This is a genomic window from Bavariicoccus seileri WCC 4188 (genome assembly GCF_000421665.1).
GTDB classification, from domain to species: domain Bacteria; phylum Bacillota; class Bacilli; order Lactobacillales; family Aerococcaceae; genus Bavariicoccus; species Bavariicoccus seileri.
On the sequence record NZ_ATXL01000030.1, the window covers coordinates 1 to 26,854 of the forward strand.

Below are 26,854 nucleotides of genomic sequence, written 5' to 3' on the forward strand. Positions count from 1 at the left end.
GTAGAGGATATGTTAAAGCAACATCGGCGATATATGAGTCGACACAATAATATTGCACGAAAAGTATTGGGATTCTTAAGCCCAAATCAAATGGTTGAAAAGTATTACGAAAATAAGTATAACGAAGCTGCTTGATGTGTCCACTGATTTTATATTTTTATCGTTTGTTGTCAAGGATCGTTTCACTTTCCTCCTTGACAACAAACTCAAAAAATTCGTTTTGGTGGACAAGACATCAAGCACCACTATTATCAGTTCAGGTAACATATGTTTGACAACCCTAGAGATGAGGGCTAGAGGTCTTCTAGTTTATCTTTACTTTTTTTGTGAAAATTGGTAGGATATGCCTATATTGAAGCCGATATGAAAAAAATTAAATAATGGTTTGAGATAGATAGAAGAGAGTACATATACTTACAATGTAGAAGCGATCTGGGATGGTGAAAGCCGGAGTTGTAACATTTAGAACCGCACTTCTTGCTCATTATAGCAATGTTGCTATGACGGAGAAAAACTTCGTTAAAAAGAGAGAGGGTATTTAAAGTCATTTTATGTTTAGTACACACGCTTTATTCTGCAAGATAATGAACCCACGTCATGGTGTATTTCAACTAAGATAGGGTAGTTTGACGTAGGAGACTAAACTGGTGAATATATCCTAAAGTAGAGTGGTACCGTGCAAAGACTGAATGTTTTAGCGCCTCTACAGTGATGTTGTATTCGCTGTAGAGGCGCTTTTTATTTTTAAAATTAGTCGAGAAACTTTTCAAAATAAGGAATATCCTCAAATGTAAATAATTTTTGACGATATGATAATTTGCCCTCTTTTTTTAACTGGGCAACAACTCGGCTAGCCGTTTCACGTGTTGTACCACTCATTCGTGCCAACTCAATAATAGTTAACGGATAGTCAATACCCCTTTTATCCTGGTCTTGAGTCACACCAAGATCTCTACACCAAATGGCCAAAGACTGCATCACACGGTCAGTTGCGCTAGAGGTTGTTGTATGTCTCACCCGTAATTCGTGGTAGTAGAGAACATCGGAAAGATGAATATACATATCAATTAAAAAGTTCTGATTATCTTTTACAAATGATTCAAAAAAAGTAGTTGGGATATAAATCACTTCGATTGGTGTTAAAGCCTCTGCACCATAACGGTAAGACTTATCCTTAAATAGGCCACCGTAAGGAAAAAATTGTCGACCACTGATGTAATCAATATAAGTAAACTCTGCTTGTTGGTCATCACTTTCTATTCTAATTAAACCGGAGCATAGAAAATAGATACGATCGCGAGCGTCTCCGTTATCAAATAGAATTTGTCCTTTGGCGTAAGTTCGATAATAGGAGTGCTCTCTAAGTTTCTCTTTTTCTAGTGGGGATAGGTGATTTAGTAAGGGATCATCCAAGAATGAGGAGATTGCTGTTGTCGATCGCAAAAGTCTTGTCATAGTGGTTCCTCTCCAAACGTTAATAGTTAGTTATAAGAGATATCTTTTTATGCCTCAATTATACCAAAAATAACTATAATAATTGAGGCAGGATTAAACAACTTATTGTCAATAAAACCCGATACAATATAAGACACAAGGAGGAGTACAATGAAACCAATTATTTCAGAAGAAACAAGGTCGGATTGCATAGAGCTGATTGCTAATCTAGTCAAATTTCCATCTGTAAATCAAGAAGCTCTAGATAATGCCCCATTTGGGAAGGCAATTGATGATGCGCTCACATATATTTTGGCTTTTTGTGAAGAAATAGGAATGAAGACTTACAAGGATCATATGGGCTATTATGGATTTGCTGAATATGGTCGAGGGGAAGATCTTTTTGTTGTGTTATGCCATCTGGATGTTGTTCCGGCGGATGACGAGAAAAAATGGACATCCCCACCGTTTAAAGCGGTTATTAGAGATGGGAATATATATGGTCGAGGTACTGCAGATGATAAAGGGCCTAGCTGTATTGCACTCTATGCCTTAAAGACCCTAATCGATCAAGGCTATACCTTTACGAAACGTGTTCGCTTTGTTTTTGGAACCGATGAAGAAAGCCTATGGCGTGATATGAAACGTTATGTTGAAATAGAAGAACCAGCCACAATGGGTATTGTCCCCGATTCCTCATTCCCTTTGACTTATGCAGAAAAGAAACTGCTAAATGTCATCATTAAAGGTCCTGGATCTGACCAATTAGCACTTGATTGTGGTGGCGCTTTTAATGTTGTGCCTGGAGAAGTTACTAGCTCTCTAACTCAGGCAGAAGAGGTGTATCAAGCTTTACTATCGCAAGGCATTACTGCAGATAAATCGGGAAATGAGATTACAGTATATGGAAAGTCGGTCCATAGTGCTAAGGCAGATAAAGGGGATAATGCGGTCATGAATCTTCTGGCTGGCATTGATAAGGTTTACGACCATCCATTAGTACACTATTTAGTAGAAAATATTGGGCATGATCCGTTAGCAGCAGCAATTTTCAAAGGGCAAATGAAGGATGATGTTACCGGGAATCTGACACTTAATGTGGCGAAGGTAATTATAAACGAGTCTTACAGTGAAGCCCATCTTGATTTACGAATGCCCGTTAAATTAACAAAAGACTTCTTAGTGAAACCTCTCTATGATAGTATAGAGCGAGCGGGGCTTGTTGGGGAAGAATATGATTATCTTGATTCAATCTATATCGATAAGGATTCTGACTTCATTCAAAAGCTATTAGATGTTTACCGAAATCATACAGGGGACATGAGCGAGCCAGTCACCAGTGGGGGAGCAACCTTTGCTAGAACAATGCCTAATTGTGTTGCATATGGTGCCAAGCTACCAGATTTACCGAGTTCAGAACATCAAATTGATGAACACATGTCACTTTCAAATATAAACCTAGCACTTGATATTTATACAGAAGCGTTATATCGGTTAACTACAGTTGAAGGAATCGATTAAATAGCAAATTGGAATTAAGTTGTTGGGAGAACAACAAACATAAAAATAAGGATATAAGTAAGGAGATATTAGAGTGGAGTACCGTAAAGTAATCATAGATCAGTTATATCAAGCATTAGAGGAAACATTAACGACAGATGAAATAGCAGGCCTATTAGAGATTCCAAAGAATTCTGATCATGGTGATGTGGCTTTCCCATGTTTTGTCCTTGCTAAGCAATTTAGACAAGCCCCTCAAAAAATAGCAGAAGATTTAGTTTCAAAAATCAAAGATCCATCAATTGATGCGGTTACTGCAATTGGGCCGTATGTCAACTTTTCCTTGAACCGTGATATTTTTGCAGAATTAGTCTTTTCAGAGATGCTTGAACAAGGCAACGCTTATGGTGATTGGCAAATCGGGGACGGCCGTCATGTCCCAATCGATATGTCATCACCCAATATTGCTAAACCGATGTCAATGGGACATTTACGCTCGACAGTGATTGGAAATGCCATCGCGAATTTGATGGCCAAAACAGGCTATGCCCCTGTAAAAATCAATCACCTGGGAGACTGGGGCACACAATTTGGAAAACTGATTGTGGCCTATAAAAAATGGGGTTCTGAAGAAGCAGTCAAGGCCGATCCTATTAGCGAGTTATTAAGGCTTTATGTCAAATTCCATGAAGAAGCTGAAACTAATGAAGAATTAGACGAAGAAGGTCGTCATTGGTTCAAAGAGTTAGAAGATGGAAATCAAGAAGCTCATGATTTATGGGAATGGTTCAAAAATGAATCATTAAAAGAGTTTAATCGTATCTATCACTTACTAGGAATTGAATTTGACTCTTATCATGGCGAAGCTTTTTATAATGATAAGATGTCCGAAGTTGTAGATTTGTTAGAAGAAAAGGGTCTACTGACCAATAATCGTGGGGCTGATATTGTAGATTTAGAAAAGTATGGTTTGAATCCAGCGCTAATCCGGAAAAGTGATGGTGCAACACTGTATATCACTCGTGATTTGGCTGCAGCTATTTATCGGAAAAGAACATATGATTTCGCCCAATCTTTATATGTTGTTGGTAATGAACAGGCAAATCACTTTAGGCAATTAAAAGCTGTCTTAAAGGAAATGGGTTATGACTGGTCAGATGATATGCACCATATTCCATTTGGTTTAATTACCCTAAACGGTAAGAAATTGTCTACTCGTAAAGGAAAAGTCGTTTTACTTGAAAAGGTATTAGGTGAGGCAGTGTCTTTAGCAAAAGACCAAATCGAAGCCAAAAATCCGGATTTAGCCAATAAAGAAGAAGTAGCAAGTGCTGTGGGAATCGGTGCAGTTGTATTCCATGATTTAAAGAATGATCGCCTAAATAACTTTGACTTCTCATTAGCAGAGGTCGTTCAATTTGAAGGTGAAACTGGTCCATATGTGCAATATACCCATGCTAGAGCAAAGAGTATCTTGAGAAAAGCTGAAAAACTGACAGTTGGTCGTAAAGATATCGTTTTGGATGATGACTACAGTTGGGCAGTGGTTCGCTTGTTAGAAAAATATCCTGAAACAGTTAAGTTGGCATCTGAAAAATTTGAGCCTTCAGTCATTGCAAAATATACGATTGCCTTAGCACAAGCTTTCAATAAGTATTATGCTAACAGTCGTATTCTCGAAGAAGATGACGCTCTATATGCCCGTTTACAACTTGTTCAACATACAGCTAGTGTTTTAAAAGATGGCCTAAAATTACTAGGTGTTAAAGCACCGAATGAGATGTAAAGGTTAGATCAATTTATAGCATTTTTCCAAACATAGAGTTCGCAGAAGCTATTTAGAAGAACTAACATGGCATTTACTAAGAAAGTAGAGTTTAGACAATCTACTTTCTTTTTTACAGTAAATTTAAGCTTTTAGGCTACATTTCAGTACTTGGACTGATGTATAGTGGAAATATCACAGGTAAACTAACGAGTAGTTGGAAAAGAATTGAAGTAGTTTGAAAAAATTGGAGAATACTTTTAGAGGAGTAGACAATGGACTTTAATGCCGTTAAAAACAAAATATGGGATGGCATCGTCACAGCTTGGCGTTTTAGTGCCAAGTACTGGAGTCGCTATCATGTGTGGAAGTTACTGATTTTTATCGGTCTTCAAGTGACGTTAATTGCAAGTATTTATTTGGTGTACTTAGCCAAAACGAGTGATGTGTCTACCTTAAAAGCTGGACTTGCCACCGAAACGATTTTTTATGACCGCGATGGTCAAGAGGCTGGCAGTGTTAGTCGTGCAAAGGGAACTTTTGTATCATTAGACCAAATTGCACCAGTCATGCAACAGTCTTTGATTGCAACTGAAGACAAACGTTTTTACCAACATAAAGGTGTGGACCCCATGGGTATTGCTCGTGCAGCGGTTGGCTATGTGACACATTTCGGTAAGATAACTGGTGGGGGAAGTACGCTAACGCAACAGTTGGCAAAGAATGCCTATTTGACGTTGGATCAGACATTGATTCGTAAAGCGAAAGAATTGTTTTTAGCGCTAGAGATTGAGAGACAATACTCTAAGGACGAAATTCTTGAGATGTATTTAAATCATGCCTATTTTGGCAATGGTGTCTATGGGGTAGAGGATGCTAGCAAACGCTATTTCGGCAAGTCAGCAATTGATTTATCCTTGAGTGAAGCAGCGACTTTAACCGGCATGCTCAAGGGACCATCCATCTATAATCCAATCGACCATTACGACAATGCGATTGCCAGAAGAAATGTTGTGCTAGATGTAATGGCAACTAATGGTGTCATTTCATCCGATGATGCACAAGCTGCTAAGGGAACTGAGTTAGCACTTGAAAATACCTATGTTCCTGATAGTGACTATACATATCCCTATTATTTCGATGCGGTGATTGATGAAGCTATTGCAAAATATGGCTTATCTGAAGAAGCCATTATGGAGAGAGGCTACCGTATTTATACAACCATGGATCAAGTAACTCAACAACAAATGACACAAACCTATTCCAATAGTTATTTGTTTCCAGATGCCAGTGACGGGACAAGGGTTCAAAGCGCTTCTGTAGCCATGGATCCAACCACAGGTGGCGTCCTTGCCTTGATGGGCGGACGAGATGAGGGAGATGAGCACGTCTTTAGAGGATTCAACCGAGCTACTCAAATGCGAGTACAGCCAGGTTCAACTCTAAAACCATTGTCTGTTTATACGGCTGCTCTTGAAAACGGCTATGATGCGGACTCTATGTTACAAGATGAAAAAACGTCTTATGGCTCAGATAACTACACCCCAGAGAACTGGAACTACCAATATCAAGGTGAAGTAACCATGAGTGAAGCACTAGCGATGAGTTGGAATGCGCCAGCCGTTTGGCTACTCGATAAAATCGGAATCGACAAGGGATTAGACAAACTGAAACAATTTGGTATCCCAATAACGGATGATGATCGTTATCTTGGAATTGCCTTAGGTGGGATGACCAAAGGGGTATCTCCTATGATGATGGCCAGTGCCTATACGACCTTTGCAAACCAAGGAATCAGAAGTGAAGGCTATTTGATTCAACAAATCGTTGATGCAAATGGTAATGTCGTTGTGTCTAACCGACGCCCAACAACTTATAAAGTTACCACTCCAAAAGTAGCTGAGGAAATGACTAGCATGCTCCTTAACGTCTATACAAATAGCGGGACAGGGGCCAATGCTCAATCGGGTTATCAAATGGCAGGTAAAACAGGAACAACAGAAACTGTCCATGGTGAAGGCTCAAAGGACCAATGGATGATCGCTTATACCCCAGATATCGTGGTAACGACCTGGTTAGGCTTTGATGAAACAAATGAACAACATCATTTAGAAGGAACGAGTGAGAATGGCATCGCGCCACTCTTTAGAACAGAAATGGCCAGCGTATTACCGACCACCTCCTTGACCGCATTTGGCGTTGAGCCAAGCGATAATGGTGATGATGGATCATTTAGTTTACCAGATGGAATCAATGATACGGTTAAAGATTTCGGGGATAAATTGTATGATTATGGTAAGAAAGCAAAAGATAAAATTATGGAATGGTTTAACTAATCAGACAACTAACCCGGTTTGGTTGAGGTTAGGATGTTTATTAGGTATAATCGACTAAGGAAGTTAATTATAAAAGTAACAAACTATTTATTAGAGGAGTGTCCAACACTATATGGCAAACAATATCTATGATACAGCCAACCAATTAGAAAAAGACTTGAGAGACTTAGATGCTTACAAATCACTTGAACAAGCATTTACAGCGATTCAAGCAGATCAAGATGCGAAAGCATTGTTTGACAAATTCCGTAATGTTCAAGTCGAATTACAAACCAAACAAATGGGTGGGCAAGAAATCAGCGAAGAAGATATCAAGAATGCTCAAGAAACAGCTAAATTAGCTGGAGAACATGACTTGATTAAAGCCTTGATGGCGAGTGAACAAGAATTGAGCGTTGTGTTAGAAGACATTAACCGTGTGATCACAAAACCAATCCAAGAAGTTTATGGAAAAGGCGAACCAACAGCTGAAGAACCACATCATCACGAAGGTTAATTGTTATTTTTGGTTAGATGTGATGACGAGGTATTGAAGGAGTGGATAAATCCACTCCTTTTTGTGTATTTCAGTCTATTAATTGTATCAAATTATCATAAATGGGTGATTTAATCATGAATGGGTTTGTTTTTAGGTATAATATGAGAGTGAGAAATAAGAGATAGCTGACATAGAGAGCTGACATAGAGAGCAATAACAACATAAGTGGAGTCATTTAATGAGAGAGATTCAAAACAAGTTAAAAAGGGGGATTATATGATTACTTTTATTCATACGGCCGATTGTCATTTAGGGAGTCCGTATGCCAGTTTGCAACAGACGAGTCCGGAGTTGTCTCAGATGATGCAAACGGCGACGAATGATTCTTTTGTCCGTATTATCGATACGGCTATTGAAAAGAAAGTCGATTTTGTCGTGATTGCGGGAGATTTATATGATAGTGAGGTGCAATCGGTCAAAACGATTGTTTGGGTCTCCCAACAGTTTGAACGTTTGAGAGAACATGGCATTCTGGTTTATCTTAGTTATGGCAATCATGATTTTCAACCTGACATCTCATTAATTGATTGGCCTGACAATGTCCATGTTTTTGGTCCTGAAGTAGAGACAATGATCTACCATAATGACCAGCATGAATCAGTGGCCATCTCCGGATTTAGTTACGCAACACGCTGGCAAAAGAACCCAATGGTGGGGCTTTTTCCTGAACGAAATCAAGCGACGACTTACCACATAGGAATGTATCATGGCTTCTTTGACCAACTAAATTCCGAACATGCACATTATGCGCCTTTCAACCTCCAGGAAATGATGCAATTGAAATATGACTATTGGGCACTGGGACATATCCATAAGAGAGAAGTTTTATCGACAAATCCACCGATTATTTATGTTGGCAATATTCAAGGTAGGCACCGAAATGATAGTGGTGAAAAAGGGTGTTATTATGTTGAGTTAGGGGAAAAGATTACCTATTCCTTCATTCCAACGCAGTCCTATATTTGGCAGAAAGTCAGCTTGGATTTAAAGAAAGCTAGCGATAAGGAAACACTTGTTGAGTTATTAAATGAAGGCCTTGAAGCGCTAAAAAGTCAGCCAATTATTATCGATTTAACGCTTGAGGTATCCGCTCATTTTCCGCGCCAACTGATTGAACGCTATCGCTCTCCGGTTTATTTATCGGCTTTGATTGATGACGTGCATCTAGCCCATCTTGACTGGCTAATTGTTCAAAAACCAGATAAAGTTTTATTATCGACGAGTCTGTTAGAACACTTATCCACTCAAAAAAACAAGCTTCAACAGCCCGTTAAAACAGAAGAAATATTGAAAGAACTTTGGCAAAATGACATTGTTTCCAGTTTGTTTCCTGACTTGATGGATGATCAAGAGTTTCTAAAGAGTAGTTGGACCTTAGCAGAACAAGAGATGGATGAGCAGTTGTATTATGAGGGGGTTAGTGATGATCAAGAAAATTGAAATCTACCATTTTGGCAAATGGCAGGAGCAAACCTTTGATTTAACAGACTCCTTCTCGATATTCTTTGGAAATAATGAGGCAGGGAAAACGACCTTACAAGCATTTATCGAGGGAATCCTTTTTGACTTCTTAGATGGAAGGTCCAAAAAAGCTACCTATCAAGAAAAGAAAAACGAAAAAATTGGCGGCCGATTATTGATCGATTTTCCGACTGTACCGGATGTATGGGTCGAACGAGTCAAGACGTCGGGACCTTCTGAACTCAAGATAAGTGATCAGTTGGGGAATCCCTTACCCGAGCGGTTATTAACTGATTTTTTAAAGGGCATGAGTCGGGAAGATTATCAACAGATTTTTGGGTTTAACCAGGAGCAGTTGCATAATGCTACGTTAGTAGCTGCCAAGGATTTGAACCGTTTCTTTGTCAGTCTTGGTGAGAGTGGTAGCGAGAAGCTACTTCAAATAGCCGAAAACGCTGAAAAGGAAGCAAAAGCAAATTATTCCGCCCGCTCTAAGAAGCGTCCGCTAAGCAATATGTTGCTACAATTGAATGATGCTAAAGAGAGATTGGATCAAGCGAAAGCAGATCAGTTAGACTATTTCGAGTTGAAGAAGTCTGAGAAAAAGTTTGAAGAAAAGCGTGACAAGCTAAGAGAAACTGTCATGACCAAGCAAGCTAAACTACGGTCGCTCCAAACCCTATTGGATAAGGTAGCGGCCTATCAATCGCTCAAGAAAATAGAACAAGAGATCAAAGAGCTTCCACATCCTTTTGAGGAAGAAGATATGGCGAAGATTGCACAATATCGGAACGATTATGAGCTCATCAGCTCTCGGTTAGCGGATTATCAAAAAGAGTATGACACTAATTGCTTATCTGAGAAAGAGCAAGCTAGTCTCAAGACCTTTGAAGCCCATCATTCAGATGTTGAGACATTCCTCCATGATAAAGACGCTGTTAGAGAGAGCCTAGTAACAGTAGAACATCTCAAAAAAGAAAAAGTAACAATTTTAAAAGAGTTAGAACGATATAGTGGCAAGTACCAGCTAGATGAAGTAGATAGTGTGCCACAACCGTTGACACCGGCGGAGCAGACTAGTCTAAAAGCGGACTACGACCAAGAGCGGGAACTTCGAAACGAAGTGAAAAATTTAGCGAGTAAAAAAGATAGTTTTATTGCTGGACGTCTACTACTAGATAAACAAGAAGAAGAGTTGCAACAAAAAATGGCAACAATGACGGATGAGGCTACTAAGAAGGTCGCTGATCAAGCAGCTTCTTCGCAAGGCGAGAAACTGAGTGGTAAGAGTGGTAGAGGCAATAGCAATCAGAAGTCTGGCGCTAACTTGGGGATAGTGGTCATGGCTGGTTTGCTCTTGACCGCGATACTAGCCTTCTTAAATGGTCCAACTGACCTAATGACGATAGTAGCACTAATCGGGACGATTGTTGCTGGAGTGGCTATATACGTCAGCGCACAAGGTTCTAGTCAGTCGCCTGACTCAAAGAGCGATGTGCCTGTCACTGATGGGACATCTGCAACCCCATCGCCATTAGAAAAAGAACAATCAGAATTATCAAGTCAAGTGTCATATAACAAGAAAAGGCTTGAAGAGATCACGACTGAGTTAGAACGAGTCCGGGAAGCATTAGCGGCATTAGTTACTGAAAGGGAAACGTGGGTGAAAGAAAGCCGATTTCATACCTTGACTAATGATTGGCATGTTGTTTATGACACCCTTGGCTTTAAGCAAGCTTCAGTTTTATCAGAACAATTGGCTGTTATTGAAGAAAAACTAGAAGACCATCAAGAGCGACTGGCAGATTTTACTAACAAAGGGATTGCAATCAAAAAGGCAGTCTTGTTAGCAGAAAATGATTCTGGTCTTACAAGTCTCATCAACCAGTTAGAGCAGTGGTTATTGCAAGGAGAGCGACTCGTTGAAGTGACAGCTGAAAAAGCACTCAAGGCGAAAAATGCGCAAGAAAAGGTGTATTCTTTAAAGGCTCAGCTACATACATTAGAAGAGCAACTAGAGCAATGGTTGGCACAAGCAGAAGTGACAAACTACGAAGAGTTGCTTGAGGTAACCGAAAAAGAAGCCTATCGTGTGACTCGTCTAGAAGTGAGGGATCAATTACGAAAGACTCTAGGCGAGAGTTATAAGCTGTTAGAAAAAACGAAGGACTTGCAAGGAATGACTGAAACAGTCGAAGTATTGAAGGCGGAAGAAGCAACAGAAAGCCTAGAACTTGAGACTGTGGGTCAAGACCTGGCTACGGTTAAAGCCCACCTGAGCCGACTGATGAGCGAAGAAACTTACGAGAAGGAACTAGCAGCCTTTACAAAGCAAAAACAAGACGTGTTACATGAGATGATTTCTTGGTCTAAAGATAAGCTTATAGCAGCATGGTTGAACCACACACTGGAAGATACCTTAGCTGGTTCATTGGATTATGTCATTGAAAGAGCTGGCGAGTATTTCAAACAGTTAACGGCAGGACGATATACTAAGATTACGTTTTCTGGCAATAACATCACCTGTAAAAGGAAAGATGATCAACCTATCAAGTTAGTCGATCTATCAACTGGGACACTGGAACAACTTTACCTAGCCGTGCGTTTGGCTTTTGTGGTGCAAACCAAAAATATGATACAATTACCGATATTGATTGATGATGCTATGGTTCATTTTGACCCAAATAGAAGATTGATTGCTTATCAATTGCTAGCATCAATCGCTAAAGAAACGCAATGTTTACTGTTCACTTTTGACCCATTAATATACAAGCTAAACCAAGATGACCTAACGATTTATGAATTGGAGGCAGATGGAATAGAATGACGAAGTTATATGAGTATCAACTAGATGAGGACATGGATCTGAATGTGCTTGTTAAGCAAGCAGATGTCAGGACTGCGAAAAATGGCAAACCTTTTATTGCCTTTACGTTCCAAGATAAAAGCGGGGCTATGGATGGGAAGTACTGGGGAGCCACTGACGAGGATATTGCCCATTTCCAAGCGGGACGTGTCGTCCACTTAAGTGGTAAGCGTGAGGTATACAAAGGCCAACCACAAGTCCGCATCAATCGATTGGTAGTTGTTAAGGAAGAAGAACAAAAACCAGCTCTCTACATGGAGAGCGCACCAATGACGACAGATGACATGAAGAGTGCCATCCAAAGTTATTTGTTCAAGATCTCAAATGCACCGATTAATCGCATCGTTCGCCATATTCTAACTGAACATGCAGATACCTTTTTCTCCTATCCAGCAGCGAAAAAACATCATCATGCCTTTGCAGGTGGTTTAGGCTTCCACACCATCTCAATTTTACGTTTAGCAGATAAAGTAGCCGAACTCTATCCAGACGTTGACCCATCATTATTATTTGGTGGAGCCCTACTACATGATATTGGGAAAACGATTGAGTTAACGGGAGCCATTGGGACAGAATATACGGTAAAAGGCAATTTGTTGGGTCATATTGTGATTATTGATGAAGAAATAACGCGAGCGTGTTTAGCCCTTCAAATTTCAGAAGACACCGAAGCAGTTGTGCTCTTAAAACACATGATTTTGAGTCATCATGGGTTATTAGAATATGGTTCACCTGTTAGACCACACCTACTAGAAGCCGAGATTTTACATGAACTAGATATGATAGATGCTAGTATCAATATGATTACAACATCCCTCGCCAAAACCCCAGCAGGTCAATTTGGAGAACGAATTTTTGGATTAGACGGCCGGAGTTTCTACAAACCATTGCTAGAAAAATAGAAGTTTCTAGCTAAATATTTAGAACGCCTTATGGCTCAAAGCTAAACGCGTCATGTACAAGCTCTTTTAAACGGTGTACCTCAAGCAACTTTTTCGGTAATAACTCAGACCATTTTGAAAATTCAGTTCTTATTTTCAAATGGTCTTCTTTATTACTCAAAGTTAAACGCTTGACCTACAACCTCTTTTTAAACGGTGTACCTGACGCAGCTTTTTCATCCATAAGTCCATCAAGCTTGAAAATTAAAAATTTTCAGCTCGCTCGCCTTATGGCTCAAAGCAAACCGCGTCATGCACAACCTCCTTTTTGGGGCAGATTATTTGAGCTATGTTCTTATTCATGTGACAATGGGTTTGTAAGGTCATTGGACACAAAACAAGGAGGAAGTATTAATGAGTAAAAAAGTTGCCGTATTAGTAACAGACTTATTCGAAGATTCCGAATTTACAGAACCCGTAAAAGCGTTAGAAGAAGCAGGGCATGAGATAACAACTATTGATGTAGAGGGTGGCAAGACTGTCAAAGGGAAGAAGGAAGGTACACCTGTAAAAATCGATAAGGGTATCGATGAGGTGGATCCGACTGACTTTGATGCGTTATTGATTCCAGGTGGTTATTCACCAGACAAACTGAGAAAAGACGAGCGTATTTTGGATTTTGTTCGTTACTTCTCTAAGGAAGAATTACCGATATTTACGATTTGCCATGGACCACAACTATTGATCAATGCAGAGGTTCTAAAAGGAAAGAAGATCACATCGGTATCACAAGTTGCAATTGATCTTAAAAATGCTGGAGCATTGTGGGAAGATAGCGAGTTAGTGATCGATGATAGTGGATTGATCTCAAGTCGTACTCCCGAAGACTTACCAGTATTCGACCAAGCCATTGTTGAGGCTTTAAAATAAGACATATCGTGTTTAAAACATATCGCGTTAATTGAGCAAAACTGGTTCATGTAATGAATGAGACTATTTCATCCAAGATGAAAAAAATAGACTCGAGGTTTTAACCTCGGGTCTATTTTTACGACGATTTTCTAATGTTTAACCTAGCAATTGGCTAATGTCATAAATAGTTAGCCAAATATAATTGAGTTTCAACTAGGTTGGTTATTCTTACTTATCACTATTTTCATCAGAGTTTGTGTCACTGTCAGAGTTTGAATCACTATCAGTGTTTTTATTACTATCTGAATCATCAGAATTTGTGTTTGCATCATCTGTTGTTGCATCACCAGAATTAGTATCTGAGTCTTCTTGTTGTTCTTCAGATGTCTTAAAGTTGTCTAAGACAGATTCAAGATCAGAGTCTTTAATCTTCACATCAGAATCCTTAACTAACTGAGCAATTGTATCTTGTACAAAGGCTGTATCATTCAATTTTTCGTTCTTCATATCTTTTTCTAGTTCGTCACGGACATCGTCAAGAGCGCCTTTTTCAGGTTTATCAACGAGTTTAATGACGTGGTAACCGTACGACGATTGAACTGGTTCTGGTGTGATATCGCCAACTTTTTCAAGTCCATAAGCAGCTTCTTCAAAACCAGCATCCATTTCACCCTTACCAAATGGTCCCATTTCGCCACCATTATCCTTAGTGGCTGTATCTGTTGAATACTTAGAAGCTAGTTCAGCAAAATCGGCACCATCATCTAATTGTTTGATGATATCTTTTGCAGTGTCTTCATCATCGACTAAGATATGGTCAACGGTGATATCTGGTTGCCAATCTTTATAGTAAGCTTCAACCGCTTTGTCGGATAAATCGACTTTTGATTCAACGACTTCAGAAACTAAATTGTTGAGATAGACTGATTTTTCATAGGCATCTTTATTAGCATAACCAGATTGAGCCAAGAGGCTATTGAAGCTATCTTCGCCACCGTATTGTTCAATTTGACCCGCAACATCTGCTTTTGCTTTTTCTTTCAAGTTATCTTTATCTTTAACTTGACCTTCTAGGACTGTCGTCAAGATCAATTGTTGTAAGGCAGTTGTTCCTGCAGTTTCTTTCATTTGGTCATATAACTGTGATTCTGTTATATTTCCTTCCGAGGTTGTTGCCACTGCTTTATCGCTTTCCGCCTTGTCGCCACTTGAGCAACCGACTAACGTGATGGCAGATAATGTCAGTAGACCTGCAAACCATCTTTTCTTCATTTATAAGTCACATCCTAATTTTCTTTTTGTTCACGTGTCTTAATATAGCATATTTTCAGTGAGATTCATATGATACAAGCAAACTGTAAGCTATTATTAATCTCTGTGAATATTTTGTGAAGTTATGTTGAGACGTTATTATGTGATGCTATTGAGATGTTATTGTGAGGTTAGAACGGCTATTTTCACGCCTAAAATGTTGTATAAGTTTGAGTAGGAAAGGATGTTTTCTGGACAGTATTTGAAAGATCAGCATCATTCGTTAAGTAGTAGTGATATAATGGGGCGTATGGGTAATTTTTGAGAGTTTTTTTTGGTATAATCAATCTAGGTAAGTTTGGTTTAAAACGTTAAAACAAACTGAAGAATGGAATCAAAATATTAGAGATAGAGGAGTGTCAGCATGAGAGTTTTAGTGACCGGTGGGGCAGGATATATTGGGAGTCACACAGTATTAGCGTTACTAGCTAATGATATCGATGTTTTAGTGTTAGACAATTTTTCAAATAGTTATCCTCAGGTATTGAAACGTTTAGAGCATCTCTCAGAAAAGAAGGTGCCGTATGTAGAGGGAGACATTTTAGATGTTCCTTTCTTAGAAAAAGTTTTTGCTGAGCATGAGATCGATGCAGTCATCCATTTTGCAGGCTTCAAGGCAGTTGGTGAGTCTGTGGAGAAACCTTTGAAATACTATAACAACAATATTACAGGAACGATCAATCTATTAGAAGTTATGGCGAAAGCTAACGTTAAGAACATCGTGTTCTCCTCTTCTGCAACGGTTTATGGGATGACAAATCCTGTACCATTTAAAGAAGAAATGCCAACTAGTGCGACTAATCCTTATGGCTATACCAAAGTTGTGATTGAACGGATGATCAACGATGTGGCCGCTAGTGATCCAGAATGGACGGTTACTAACTTACGCTACTTCAATCCAATAGGTGCTGACAAATCAGGCGATATTGGTGAACTTCCTTCAGGTATTCCTAATAACTTAATGCCTTATATTACGCAAGTTGCCATCAAGAAACGTGATCATCTATCGGTCTTTGGAGACGACTACGATACCCCCGATGGGACAGGCGTCAGAGACTATATCCATGTTGTCGACCTGGCTAATGGCCATGTACAAGCTCTTGAGAAAAATATGGCTGAAAAAGGTAGCAAAACTTATAATCTTGGAACAGGTAAAGGGGTTAGCGTCCTAGATCTCGTTCATACTTTTGAAGCCGTAAACGGCGTCAAGATTCCTTATGAAATTGTTGACAGACGTCCTGGAGACATCGCAACGTGCTACGCTGATGTGACAAAAGCAAAAGAAGAACTAGGCTGGGAAGCTGAGTTATCACTTGAAGATATGGTCAGAGACTCTTGGAATTGGCAACAAAAGAATCCAAATGGCTATGAAGACAGTAGTGATGGTAGCTCAAATTAATAGTATTGACTACAATCAATACCCTCCTATAACAGGGTTATTGTTATAAAAGTATTGCTAGAAATAGTTGAAACAGATGTAAAAGATAGATATAGAAAGAGGATATAGTTATAAATGATTACATTAAAATCAAATCGTGAAATCGATGCAATGGACAAATCTGGAGCTTTATTAGCTAGTATTCATGTAGCCTTGAGAGATTTTGTTAAGGCTGGTGTTTCAACACATGATATTGATAAGTTTGTGCAAAATAAAATAGAAGCAGCAGGTGGATCTGCACCTCAAATCGGTTATGAAGGGTACAAGTACGCTACATGTACAAGTGTTAATGATGAAATTTGTCATGGCTTTCCTTCTAAAAAAGTTATCTTAAAAAATGGCGACTTAATCAAAGTGGATTTCTGTGTGGATCTTGACGGGGCGCTATCAGATTCTTGTTGGAGTTATATTGTGGGGCAAGGTAGCGACGAAGTAAAGCGTTTGTATGATGTGACTAAAAAGGCACTCTATGTAGGGATTGCTCAAGCAACAGTTGGTAATCGTATCGGCGACATCGGCCATGCTATTCAAACATATGTTGAAGGAGAAGGTTTCTCGGTCGTTCGTGAATTCATCGGACATGGCATTGGACCAACAATCCACGAAGCACCTTCCGTCCCTCATTACGGAGAAGCTGGACAAGGCGTTCGTCTCAGAAAAGGAATGGTCATCACAGTTGAACCAATGGTTAATACTGGAACGTGGAAAGCTAAGGTTGATAGTAACGGTTGGACTGGGCGGACAGAAGATGGTGGGTTAAGTTGTCAATTTGAGCATACTTTTGCAATCACTGATGAAGGTCCAAGAATTTTAACATTACAACCAGGCGAACCGAAATCTCTAGCTGATTTTAACTACTGATTCGAAAGAAAACTGTAATAATGGTAAACAACTAATCAAAAGTACCAGTCACTAACAGCAAGTTATAAGGAGGCAGTTCAGATGAAACTAGGAATAATAGGGACTAGCACAATCACGACTCAATTTTTAGAAGCCTGTCAACTAGTTGGTGGCATTGACTTACATAGTGTCTATAGCCGGCGACTTGAAAAGGCCGAGCAATTTGGAAATCAATATGGCGCTAAAAAGTTTTTCGACGATTTAGAAGCATTCTTTTCTGATGAAGAGTTAGAAGCTGTTTATATAGCTTCGCCTAATTCTTTACATTATGAACAAGCCAAACAAGCTTTAGAACATGATGTGAATGTCTTTTTAGAAAAACCTGTAACATCAACGCTAAAAGAATGGCAGGATCTTGTTCAGACTGCTTTTGATCATGAGGTTTATCTGATGGAAGCAGCTAGGCATCTATATGAACCAAATTTTCAAAAAGTCACCGAATTGGTTCTTTCCTTTGATAAGATCGATGGAGCGACTTTGTCTTATGGAAAATATTCCTCTAAAATGCCAGCTTATTTAGCAGGGGAGAATCCTAATATTTTCAACCCAGCATTTTCTGGTGGGGCGATCATGGACTTGGGTGTTTATGTTATTCATGCAGCCATTGCTTGGTTCGGTGCGCCTAATGAGGCAATGTATGTTCCCAAGATGAGCCAAACAGGAGTTGATCTAAGTGGGACTGGAGTCCTACGTTATGATGACTTCAATGTGACGATTTTATGTAGTAAAGATATGAATTTATACTTGGAATCTGAGATTTATAGTGGTCAAAAAACAATTAGACTCCCAGAACTGACTGCTATTTCTAAGATCGTATTAAGTGATGGCGATAAAGATGAGACTGTTGCAGTAGAACCAGCAAAACAAGCAATGAATGATGAAGTAGCACGCTTTAAAGCTCTTGTCGCTGGGGAAGTAAGTGAAGAGGACTACCATGATCAGTTGAATCATTCGGCAATGGTCATTAATGTGATTGAAAAAATGCGACAATCAGCACACATCTTTTTCCCAGCTGATAAATTGCAAAATGAGGATGTTTAATTGAGCGTTATAGCAGATAAAGTTTTAAATCAATTATTAACTGAACATGGGATTAGTACACTGACTCCAGTTCAAGAGAAACTCTATAAACCAGTTAGTGAAGGTTCTGACGTTGTTGCTATATCACCAACAGGGACAGGAAAGACATTGGCTTATGTATTGCCTTTGCTCCCTAAAGTGGCAAGTAATCATCTCTGCCAACTGGTGGTTATTGCCCCAACAAATGAACTAGTGATGCAATTGGGTGCAGTTGTAAGAGACTATAGCAAACCGTTTAACGTAACAGTCGGCGCATTACCAGGTAGTGGGAATATCAAACGACAAATCGACCGGTTGAAGAAAAAACCAGAGATAATTATTGGGACACCACATCGTTTGAAAGAATTGACCGATCAAAAGAAAATCAAGTGGCACCAAGTTAAAACAATCGTTTTAGACGAGGCAGACCAACTGTTGTCAGACCAACTGATGACACAGACTCGAGAATTAGTGGGACGGGCGATGAGTGATCGCCAAGTGATAGCTGTATCAGCAACAGCTAGTGATGCACTATTGGATTTCCACCATTACTTCAATGCTAATCCTATCGTGTTTGATCTATTGGATGAAGTCAAAGTTCCAGTGACGCATATTTATATTCCAGTAAAAAAAAGAGAACGAACAGAAACCTTGCGAAGATTGGCTAATGTAGAAGATGCTAGAGCCTTGGTGTTCATCAACAGTCGTAATGAAGCAAATCTGGTAGTTGAAAAATTAAGGTTTAACCATTTGAAAGTCGGTCTTCTTCATAGTGACCAACCAAAAGAAGAACGAAAGAAAGTTTTGAAAGTTTTTAAAAATGGGGAATTCGTTTATTTAGTAGCAACTGGATTGGCAGCTCGTGGACTGGATATTCCAGAATTGGATACAGTGGTTCATTATGACCTTCCTCGTGAAGTAGAACAATTTCAACATCGGTCAGGTCGTACTGGACGAATGGGGAGAGAAGGCCTTGTCATCACGCTGATTGATCCAGATGACCCAATTCTATGGGAAGATTATCGTAAATGGGCACCTGAGACAAGAGAAGCAGTGATCAAGAATAATCAATTGTTTGTTGTATAGTTGAGTTGATTGATACAGTTTATTGCTAATGATAAGAGTTTTTAAGTGATAAGAAAATTAAAGGAATAACAGATTGAATTAAAGATAGAATTGAATTCCAATGGAATAGTGAGTTAAACAAAAAGGTATCAATCAAACGATTGATACCTTTTTGGCGATGTTCACTAAGCAATTTCTTTTAGCCATTTGTATATCTTGCAAGGAAGGCTTTTGTGCGGGATTCTTTTGGATTTTCAATGACTTCTTTTGGTGTTCCTTGTTCTAGGATGGAGCCGTTATCCATAAAGCAAACTCTAGTAGAAACGTCTCTTGCAAAGCTCATTTCATGAGTAACGACGATCATCGTCAATCCTTCTTTAGCAAGTGTAGTCATCACTTCAAGGACTTCCCCAACCATTTCTGGATCTAGTGCACTGGTTGGTTCGTCAAAGAGGATGATTTCGGGATCCATCGATAAGGCTCTTGCGATAGCAACCCGTTGTTGTTGACCTCCTGAGAGTTGGGCTGGTCTGGCATCTCTATAAGGAGCCATGCCGACTTTCTCCAGGTTAGTGAGGGCTATTTTTTTGGCTTCTTCTTTTGACCGTTTCAAAACACTAGTTTGTCCGATCATACAATTCTCCAAAGCAGTTTCTTGTTTGAAGAGGTTGAATTGTTGGAAGACCATGCCAACTTTTGTGCGATACTTGGTTCGATGGAATTTTTTAGCTAAAATCGATTCGCCATGATAAAGGATATCTCCACCAGTTGGTTCTTCAAGGAGGTTCATACATCTTAGTAGTGTTGATTTACCTGATCCTGAAGCACCAATGATGGTGACTACTTCACCGGCTAGGACTTTGAAATCGACATCTTTTAGGACTAAATGGTCTCCAAAACTTTTTTGTAAGTGACTGACTTCAATAATTGGTTCGCTCATTAGTTGTGACCTCCTATTGCTTTGTCTTCATATAATTCGTACGATTTTGTACCTGACATTCTGTTTTCGACGAGTTTCAGTAAACGAGTTGTCGCAAAGGTCAAGACGAAGTAAATAATGGAAGCAATCAAGAATGATTGGAACGTCAGATAAGTTGATCCGGCAGCGCTTGAGGTAACAAAGAAGAGTTCTGTTACTGCGATAACATTCAACACGGATGTATCTTTGATGTTGATGACAAACTCATTCCCAATAGCTGGTAAGGTTGATCGTATAGCTTGAGGTAACACGATTTTGATCATTGTTTGTAGATGTGTCATCCCAATAGCTTTAGCTGCTTCTTCTTGTCCAGGGTCAACACCAGTAATACCACCACGAACGACTTCTGCTAAATAGGCACCTGTATTGATTGAAACAATCAGAAATGCAGCAGTCAGGGAGGTCATGTCGATATTGAAGAATAATTTACTCCCATAGAAAATTAGCATGGCTTGTACCATCATTGGAGTGCCTCTAAATATTTCGATATAGACTGTCAGCAAGAAACTGACGACTTTTTGTGTCCAATAAGCAAGCGGATTCTTGCGTTTAGCCACATCAATCGTTCTGATAATAGCGATGATTAACCCGATGATGAAACCAATGATTGTAGAGACAATTGCAATCAATAAGGTCATCCAAGCCCCTCTGATGAATTGGGATCCGTAAGTTTTCCAGACACGGCCAACTTGTTGCCAAAATCCTGTTTCAGTATCAGCGGTATTGAGAGCGACCATCTTCGACATTAAGTCGCTTCGTTTGTTATCACTATAGCCTGCTAGGACTTGGTTGATTGGATCAACCAGAGGACTTCCTTTTCTCAATCCAACAGAGACTGCTGAGTCATCTGGGTTATAATCAAAACCCTTTCCTTCTTCGAAGGTGACATAGGTGAGGTCAGGATTTGAAGCAACTGCTGCCATTGCACCGGGTTCTTCAGAAATATAGCCATCAATCTTACCACTTGATAAAGAAGTAATCATCGTTGGGAAGTCTTTCATTGCTGTTTGTTTATCGACACCATTGATTTGATCAATCAAATCATAGTGCAGTGTATTCAATTGTGCGGTGATGCGAGCACCTTTAAAGTCACTGATCGATGTTGCATCGGTCCATTTAGAGTCTTTTTGAACGACAATCACAAAATTGGAAGCATAATAGTAGTTTGAAAAATCGATCTGTTGTCGACGTTCCGGATTTGGGGACATCCCAGCGATGATGGCATCGATTTTTCCAGATTCGAGTGCGGGTGGTAGGCCATCCCATTCGAGTTTAACAATCTCTAGTTTAAGTCCTAGAGTATCAGCAATATACTTCGCGATTTGTGCGTCGTAGCCGTTTGCATATTCACCTGAAGAATTTGCGATCGGAACGGCACCGTTGTCGTCAGTAGCTTGAGACCAGTTAAATGGGGCATAGTTAGCCTCCATCCCAACTCTCAAAACTCCGTCCTTTTCTAATCCTTCATTCAGTTCATCGATAGTGAACTGACGTGTTGCAGCGTTTGCGACAGTGGGAATAAATCCACTTATCAGTAGTGAAAATAAGAAGATGGTTCCGAGTCGCTTTAAGATTTTCTGTCCCATGTTGCTCCTTCTTTCTTGATTATTTTATGACAGCTGTGCGATACAAATCACCAAATCTACCACCCCACTTATTTGTCCCATAAGTCTAGTCTTATATAAACGTTATATAAGCTTGGTCTATATATAAAAAAACCACATCAAAAATGATGTGGTGATTGCTTCTTTAACAACAATTCAGACTGTTTATTAAAGAATAGCGCACCACACGTTGTGTGACAGTACTAGACTTCTTAAATCTAGTACCAAGTAGTAAAGCTTGTGGCTCTAGAACTTTCGGCACTGTTTCCTTTCGCTAGTGATCATAGCTACCGCTACACTAAGTACTGATAAACAATGCGCCTCTATCTTTTTATATTGGCAGTTTTCTCTTTGGTGATTTAATCCATTATCTAGGATACTTGAAACGACATGAAGACGCAACATATTGTACAATTTTGACTAGTTTACACTAGTTCGTGCTAGTTTTTTTCACGTAAGCGGAGTAACAAGGCCTTTGCAACGACCTGGTTAGCAATCTTTTCTTTCTTTAATTGTCGGGAGATGATGTCAATTTCTTGACCAACAGCGCCAACGCTATGAGCAAGGCTTTTGTATTGTAAAGCCATATGACCGGCTTGTATACCGGTGGTCACTAGTGCTCGTAAGGCAGATAGATTTTGAGCCAAGCCCACAGCTGCCATTATTCCGGCAAGATCTTTGGCACTTGGCTGTTGTAAGAGGTCAAGCGATAGTTTTGCTAGGGGATTGACACGACTGGTGCCACCAACTGACCCAATAGGGAGTGGGGCAGTGAGTTGGCCTTTTAAGTTACCTTCTGGGGTCATTTCCCATTGAGTGATGCTTTGATAGTGACCGTCTCTGCTAGCATAGCTGTGAACAGCTGCTTCAACTGCACGCCAATCATTTCCGGTTGCGATGACGACAGGATCGGTGCCATTCATGACACCTTTATTATGAGTGGCGGCTCGATAAGGGTCGACATTGGCATAGTCAGTGGCTAAAGCGATTCGCTCTGCCACCAGTGTCCCTGACATCTTACTGGTTTTGATGGTTTCAGGTAATAAGGTACACTGAGCGGTTGCAATTGATTCAGTCGGTAGGTTTGAGAGAATGGCCATCAATGGTTGTTGATGAGCTAATTCTGCTAATGGTTCTTTAAGGGCTTCTAACATGGTGTTGATCATATTGGCACCCATCGCTTCTTTTGTATCGACTGTTAAATAAACACTGGTAAAGTTAGGAAATGGCTTGACGAAGAGGTCTATTGGACCACCGCCTCTTGATACAATGCTAGGGTGAGCACTTGCTGCTAGTTGGAGCAAGTCGGCTTTATGTTGTGAGACTTGTTCACTAAAAGTTTCGGGATCACTCAATTGATTAAATGTAATATGACCTAGCATGATTCTTTCGGTATGCGATATATGAAAACCACCAGATCGTGCTACTCTTTTAGCACCATTACTTGCTGCTGCAATGACTGATGGCTCTTCAACGACCATTGGTATCCATAAAGAGTGGTCATTGATCGTAAAATGTTGTGCGAGACCGAATGGTAAGCCAAAGATACCAATCGCATTTTCAATCATTGTATCCACGGCAGATAAGGGCAACGTTTTTCCTGCTAAAAGGCAATCTGCCTGTTCTTTCGTTAGCAAATGACGGTCTAACAATTGTTCTAATCTTTCTTCTCGCGATAGACGATAAAATGCTTGGTTGGGTGTCATGTCAGAACTCCTTTATTTAATTTGACCCTTTTGGTAACGCTTAGTATAATTTATACATCAAGCGGGAGGCGAATTTATGTTAGTACTCTTAGTGACCAGTGAACTATTAGATTTTCTAGTGACAATTGTATTATTTTTGATCGATAGAAGACAAATGAGCGTAGGTGTATTTGGGTTGCTCACCCTATTATTAGTTTATTGGCATACGATGCTTTTATTAGGGAAACCCATAGATCAAATCATCACGATTGCTTTAACTGTGGCAACCGGTTTGATCTTATTATTCAGTGCCTATATTGTAGCATATTATGGCCTAAGAGACGGGCGACAAATAAAGCAATTTGTGACAACAAATGTCTTGTTCAAACAGTTTTCTTGGCAGCAACTAAAGGTGCTGATACGGTTTTTATTAGCGATAATTTCCTTTATTGTTGTCTTCTCCTTTACAATCATTTCTATTAATAGGGGAGAAGGAGAACCTGTTACCTTATTTATGGCAATCATGATCGCCATGATTGCTTATAGCAGTTTCATGTTATTGAGTTGGGGTCTGTCTTATTTGGCCATTAGGTCATTACCCACCAAAAAACTATCAGCCTATTTAGCTACTGATTTAGAATCATTATATCCGAAAGAGCGACAAAGCGATCATTATCAACTCGTTGAGGAAAAATTAAATCTACTATTGGATTTCTATGCTACTGACGAGATAGATGAAGACGAGATAGGAGTTGACGAGGGTAAGCCCGATATTTTTATTCTCGGATCTGTTGATGTCCTATCAGATGCCATGACATTCCTAAAAAGTGAAGGCGTGTCTGAGAGTTTAATCCATGTTGTAGCCACCTTAACTGGCAAATCGGATGAGATGAGTATTTTAAAGCAGAAGACGCTTGATGAGCACTTGTTTGACACTCAAGGCTTATGGGTCACAACTCCGACTAAACTGCTAGTAGAGGCTATGACGAGTTGTCACCGCAACTTGACTCTCGAATTTTCTCTTGCTGTCTTACCTCATGTGAAATGGCATAAGCGTCTTTTCTATTGGGCTGAAGCTGTATCTTCCTTGATTTATCACTTTCGATACTATCATTTGGCTGTTTTTGCAGTCATTATTGTCATTATTAATCTTCTGTTTTAAGGAAAAAAGTTTGTTCAGTTAAATTCACAAACAAAATGTTAGTGGCTTTTAGTCCCTTTTGTTATGATGATCATAGTACCTCTTGTGTCAGGTGTCATCTAGGTTGTTTCTAAATAGTTAGTGCTATCAGAATCACTATGAATATAGGTATACAAGGGTACACTAAAGAGAGGAAGTTGATCATGGGTACAACAGCTTTTGTCATTATTATTTTGCTTGTCTTTGCCGCACTATTATACGGGTTTTATTGGCTCCAAAAAAAACATTATAAGTTTTCAACCAGAATCTTCTCAGCTCTAGCTGTAGGGATCGTGTTCGGAGCGATCTTACAATTAATCTTTAGCGCTGACAGTGATGTCTTAGCTGAAGCAACCAGTTGGATGGGCATCGTCGGAAATGGTTATGTGTCACTCCTTCAAATGTTAGTAATGCCACTCGTATTCATTTCAATCGTTGGGGCATTTACACGGTTAAAAGTTTCCGAAAAACTTGGGAAAATCGCTTTTAATGTCTTGGCGACCTTATTAGGTACGACAGCTATTGCTGCGGCGATTGGTATTGGTAGTGTTCTGTTATTTGGTTTAGCAGGAACGACGTTTACGGAAGGTGCAGCAGAAACTGCTCGGATTGCCGAGCTTGCTAATCGGCAAGAGGCTATTGCAGACTTAACGATTCCTGAGCAGATTGTTTCGTTTATTCCAAACAATATCTTTTCGGATTTGGCAGGAAATAGAGCTACTAGTACAATTGCAGTTGTGATATTTGCAGCTTTTGTTGGCGTTGCTTATCTTGGGCTTCGGCGGAAAAAGGAAGAGGACGCTGCCTTTTTTGCGAAAATTATTAACAGCCTCCAATCCATCATCCTACGCATTGTGACCCTAGTCTTAAGATTAACGCCATACGGAATCTTAGCATTGATGACTGCCACAGTTGCGACGAGTGACTTTAATGCTATCTTAGATTTAGGAACATTTGTTTTAGCTTCTTACGTAGCCTTGATAACAGTATTCCTGATCCATATGATTATATTGATGCTATTTCAAGTTAGCCCCATCAGATATCTCAAGAAGACTTTCACTGTACTTAGCTTTGCTTTCACGTCACGGTCAAGTGCAGGAGCTTTACCTTTGAATATAGAAACGCAAACGAAAGCATTAGGAGTAGATGATGCGACTGCTAACTTTGCCGCTAGTTTTGGCTTATCAATCGGACAAAATGGCTGTGCTGGGGTCTATCCTGCGATGCTAGCAATCATGGTAGCTCCAACTACGGGACAAACCATTGATCTTGCTTATATCTTGCTCGTTATTGCAGTTGTTGTGATTTCAAGCTTTGGTGTTGCTGGTGTTGGTGGAGGAGCAACCTTTGCTTCGTTAATCGTATTGAGTGCTTTGAACCTCCCCGTTGCAATCGTTGGCTTAGTCATTTCAGTTGAACCACTGATTGATATGGCAAGAACAGCGCTAAACGTAAATGATAGCATGTTAGCAGGGGTTATTACGAGTAAGCAAATTGGTGATTTCAACGATCAACTCTTTAACGACGAAAATGCAGTTGTTAGCTCTGATTGATATACCTGATTGATCTAATTGATTACAGGTGCAGTCTGAAAATTTAAAAGAGAAACAAGGAAAGATCGAGCGGGTTAGTACGACGCTCGATCTTTTTAGGTTGTGCGCCCAGCATGGGCGATAACTTGGTGGTGAAAGTCCACTACAGGCTTGGCAGTAGGAACTGTTAGCTGAAGGCAAGGGTGTCCACCGTGAGGTGGAATCTGAAGGAAGCTGAAAGCAAATACTCGCACTGACGAACAGAAATCTCATATGGAGGCTGGATTGGGACGGACGAGCTTGCAACACAAAGCAAAGTCCAATACTGCACGAATCCCATTTAGTAAATGAGGCAGTGACATGAGTGGAAGGTTATCGCACCTTACCTGGGGAGGTCTGTCTAGCGAT

General features: G+C 39.8%; 19 protein-coding genes and 1 riboswitch. Of the genes, 14 read left to right on the forward strand and 5 right to left on the reverse strand.

What is annotated here, in order from left to right:
- Positions 1-750: 750 nt before the first annotated feature.
- The gene (locus H541_RS0107240; RefSeq protein WP_022796656.1) at positions 751-1,455 is read right to left on the reverse strand and encodes a Crp/Fnr family transcriptional regulator; all 705 of its coding nucleotides are present in this window, start codon (positions 1,453-1,455) and stop codon (positions 751-753) included.
- A 150-nt stretch (positions 1,456-1,605) separates the two neighbouring features.
- Here H541_RS0107240 and H541_RS0107245 point away from each other — a divergent pair, with 150 nt between their 5' ends.
- The 8 genes from H541_RS0107245 to H541_RS0107280 all read left to right on the forward strand — a co-directional run bounded on the left by H541_RS0107245 (position 1,606) and on the right by H541_RS0107280 (position 13,711).
- A complete protein-coding gene (locus H541_RS0107245; protein WP_022796657.1) occupies positions 1,606-2,955 on the forward strand; it encodes a Sapep family Mn(2+)-dependent dipeptidase in 1,350 nt (449 codons plus the stop codon).
- Positions 2,956-3,028: 73 nt separating this feature from the next.
- Positions 3,029-4,720, forward strand: coding sequence for an arginine--tRNA ligase (argS, locus tag H541_RS0107250; protein WP_022796658.1), 1,692 nt, complete (start codon positions 3,029-3,031; stop codon positions 4,718-4,720).
- Between the two features lie 254 nt (positions 4,721-4,974).
- Positions 4,975-7,035, forward strand: a complete 2,061-nt coding sequence (locus H541_RS11920) for a transglycosylase domain-containing protein (RefSeq protein ID WP_022796659.1) — start codon at positions 4,975-4,977, stop codon at positions 7,033-7,035.
- Between the two features lie 112 nt (positions 7,036-7,147).
- The gene (locus H541_RS0107260; RefSeq protein ID WP_022796660.1) at positions 7,148-7,531 is read left to right on the forward strand and encodes a YlbF/YmcA family competence regulator; all 384 of its coding nucleotides are present in this window, start codon (positions 7,148-7,150) and stop codon (positions 7,529-7,531) included.
- A gap of 258 nt (positions 7,532-7,789) precedes the next feature.
- The gene (locus tag H541_RS11925; RefSeq protein ID WP_022796661.1) at positions 7,790-9,013 is read left to right on the forward strand and encodes a metallophosphoesterase family protein; all 1,224 of its coding nucleotides are present in this window, start codon (positions 7,790-7,792) and stop codon (positions 9,011-9,013) included.
- Positions 8,997-11,861 carry an ATP-binding protein gene (locus tag H541_RS0107270; RefSeq protein WP_022796662.1) on the forward strand — a complete coding sequence of 955 codons (2,865 nt, stop codon included), beginning with the start codon at positions 8,997-8,999 and terminating at the stop codon, positions 11,859-11,861. The genes H541_RS11925 and H541_RS0107270 overlap by 17 nt, the downstream gene beginning before the upstream one ends.
- The gene (locus H541_RS0107275; protein WP_022796663.1) at positions 11,858-12,802 is read left to right on the forward strand and encodes a 3'-5' exoribonuclease YhaM family protein; all 945 of its coding nucleotides are present in this window, start codon (positions 11,858-11,860) and stop codon (positions 12,800-12,802) included. The genes H541_RS0107270 and H541_RS0107275 overlap by 4 nt, the downstream gene beginning before the upstream one ends.
- Before the next feature lie 393 nt (positions 12,803-13,195).
- The gene (locus H541_RS0107280; protein ID WP_022796664.1) at positions 13,196-13,711 is read left to right on the forward strand and encodes a type 1 glutamine amidotransferase domain-containing protein; all 516 of its coding nucleotides are present in this window, start codon (positions 13,196-13,198) and stop codon (positions 13,709-13,711) included.
- Between the two features lie 210 nt (positions 13,712-13,921).
- Here the strand turns inward: H541_RS0107280 and H541_RS11930 are convergent, their stop codons facing one another.
- The gene (locus H541_RS11930; protein WP_022796665.1) at positions 13,922-14,965 is read right to left on the reverse strand and encodes a peptidylprolyl isomerase; all 1,044 of its coding nucleotides are present in this window, start codon (positions 14,963-14,965) and stop codon (positions 13,922-13,924) included.
- Positions 14,966-15,368: 403 nt separating this feature from the next.
- Between H541_RS11930 and galE the strand changes: the two genes are divergently transcribed.
- The 4 genes from galE (at position 15,369) to H541_RS11935 (ending at position 19,487) form a co-directional block, all read left to right on the forward strand.
- Positions 15,369-16,403, forward strand: coding sequence for a UDP-glucose 4-epimerase GalE (gene galE / locus H541_RS0107290; RefSeq protein ID WP_022796666.1), 1,035 nt, complete (start codon positions 15,369-15,371; stop codon positions 16,401-16,403).
- Between the two features lie 114 nt (positions 16,404-16,517).
- Positions 16,518-17,303, forward strand: a complete 786-nt coding sequence (gene map, locus H541_RS0107295) for a type I methionyl aminopeptidase (protein ID WP_022796667.1) — start codon at positions 16,518-16,520, stop codon at positions 17,301-17,303.
- Between the two features lie 81 nt (positions 17,304-17,384).
- Positions 17,385-18,383 (forward strand): Gfo/Idh/MocA family protein, encoded by a 999-nt coding sequence (locus H541_RS0107300; RefSeq protein WP_022796668.1) that lies wholly within the window; start codon positions 17,385-17,387, stop codon positions 18,381-18,383.
- Entirely contained in the window at positions 18,384-19,487 is a 1,104-nt protein-coding gene (locus H541_RS11935) for a DEAD/DEAH box helicase (protein WP_022796669.1), read from the forward strand.
- Between the two features lie 178 nt (positions 19,488-19,665).
- Here H541_RS11935 and H541_RS0107310 read toward each other — a convergent pair whose 3' ends face one another.
- The 3 genes from H541_RS0107310 to H541_RS0107320 form a co-directional block, all read right to left on the reverse strand.
- Positions 19,666-20,406, reverse strand: a complete 741-nt coding sequence (locus H541_RS0107310) for an amino acid ABC transporter ATP-binding protein (RefSeq protein ID WP_022796670.1) — start codon at positions 20,404-20,406, stop codon at positions 19,666-19,668.
- The gene (locus tag H541_RS0107315; protein WP_022796671.1) at positions 20,406-22,031 is read right to left on the reverse strand and encodes an ABC transporter permease subunit; all 1,626 of its coding nucleotides are present in this window, start codon (positions 22,029-22,031) and stop codon (positions 20,406-20,408) included. The genes H541_RS0107310 and H541_RS0107315 overlap by 1 nt, the downstream gene beginning before the upstream one ends.
- Positions 22,032-22,217: 186 nt before the next feature.
- Positions 22,218-22,383: riboswitch (Lysine riboswitch) on the reverse strand.
- A 106-nt stretch (positions 22,384-22,489) separates the two neighbouring features.
- Complete coding sequence (locus H541_RS0107320; protein ID WP_022796672.1) at positions 22,490-23,755, reverse strand: hydroxymethylglutaryl-CoA reductase, degradative; 1,266 nt, start codon at positions 23,753-23,755, stop codon at positions 22,490-22,492.
- A gap of 76 nt (positions 23,756-23,831) precedes the next feature.
- Between H541_RS0107320 and H541_RS0107325 the strand changes: the two genes are divergently transcribed.
- Both H541_RS0107325 and H541_RS0107330 read left to right on the forward strand, forming a co-directional pair.
- Entirely contained in the window at positions 23,832-24,896 is a 1,065-nt protein-coding gene (locus H541_RS0107325) for a hypothetical protein (protein WP_022796673.1), read from the forward strand.
- Between the two features lie 182 nt (positions 24,897-25,078).
- Positions 25,079-26,467, forward strand: a complete 1,389-nt coding sequence (locus H541_RS0107330) for an L-cystine transporter (RefSeq protein ID WP_022796674.1) — start codon at positions 25,079-25,081, stop codon at positions 26,465-26,467.
- Positions 26,468-26,854 lie beyond the last annotated feature (387 nt).

What these genes read in the sequence shown, in the direction of transcription:
- H541_RS0107245 (WP_022796657.1), top strand. Translation starts at nt 1,606, where the DNA reads ATGAAACCAATTATTTCAGAAGAAACAAGGTCGGATTGCATAGAGCTG.
- H541_RS11925 (WP_022796661.1), top strand. Translation starts at nt 7,790, where the DNA reads ATGATTACTTTTATTCATACGGCCGATTGTCATTTAGGGAGTCCGTAT.
- H541_RS11930 (WP_022796665.1), bottom strand. Translation starts at nt 14,965, where the DNA reads ATGAAGAAAAGATGGTTTGCAGGTCTACTGACATTATCTGCCATCACG.
- galE (WP_022796666.1), top strand. Translation starts at nt 15,369, where the DNA reads ATGAGAGTTTTAGTGACCGGTGGGGCAGGATATATTGGGAGTCACACA.
- H541_RS0107310 (WP_022796670.1), bottom strand. Translation starts at nt 20,406, where the DNA reads ATGAGCGAACCAATTATTGAAGTCAGTCACTTACAAAAAAGTTTTGGA.
- H541_RS11920 (WP_022796659.1), top strand. Translation starts at nt 4,975, where the DNA reads ATGGACTTTAATGCCGTTAAAAACAAAATATGGGATGGCATCGTCACA.
- H541_RS0107325 (WP_022796673.1), top strand. Translation starts at nt 23,832, where the DNA reads ATGTTAGTACTCTTAGTGACCAGTGAACTATTAGATTTTCTAGTGACA.
- H541_RS0107320 (WP_022796672.1), bottom strand. Translation starts at nt 23,755, where the DNA reads ATGACACCCAACCAAGCATTTTATCGTCTATCGCGAGAAGAAAGATTA.
- H541_RS0107260 (WP_022796660.1), top strand. Translation starts at nt 7,148, where the DNA reads ATGGCAAACAATATCTATGATACAGCCAACCAATTAGAAAAAGACTTG.
- H541_RS0107280 (WP_022796664.1), top strand. Translation starts at nt 13,196, where the DNA reads ATGAGTAAAAAAGTTGCCGTATTAGTAACAGACTTATTCGAAGATTCC.
- H541_RS0107275 (WP_022796663.1), top strand. Translation starts at nt 11,858, where the DNA reads ATGACGAAGTTATATGAGTATCAACTAGATGAGGACATGGATCTGAAT.
- H541_RS0107270 (WP_022796662.1), top strand. Translation starts at nt 8,997, where the DNA reads ATGATCAAGAAAATTGAAATCTACCATTTTGGCAAATGGCAGGAGCAA.
- H541_RS0107330 (WP_022796674.1), top strand. Translation starts at nt 25,079, where the DNA reads ATGGGTACAACAGCTTTTGTCATTATTATTTTGCTTGTCTTTGCCGCA.
- H541_RS0107240 (WP_022796656.1), bottom strand. Translation starts at nt 1,455, where the DNA reads ATGACAAGACTTTTGCGATCGACAACAGCAATCTCCTCATTCTTGGAT.
- H541_RS0107300 (WP_022796668.1), top strand. Translation starts at nt 17,385, where the DNA reads ATGAAACTAGGAATAATAGGGACTAGCACAATCACGACTCAATTTTTA.
- map (WP_022796667.1), top strand. Translation starts at nt 16,518, where the DNA reads ATGATTACATTAAAATCAAATCGTGAAATCGATGCAATGGACAAATCT.
- H541_RS0107315 (WP_022796671.1), bottom strand. Translation starts at nt 22,031, where the DNA reads ATGGGACAGAAAATCTTAAAGCGACTCGGAACCATCTTCTTATTTTCA.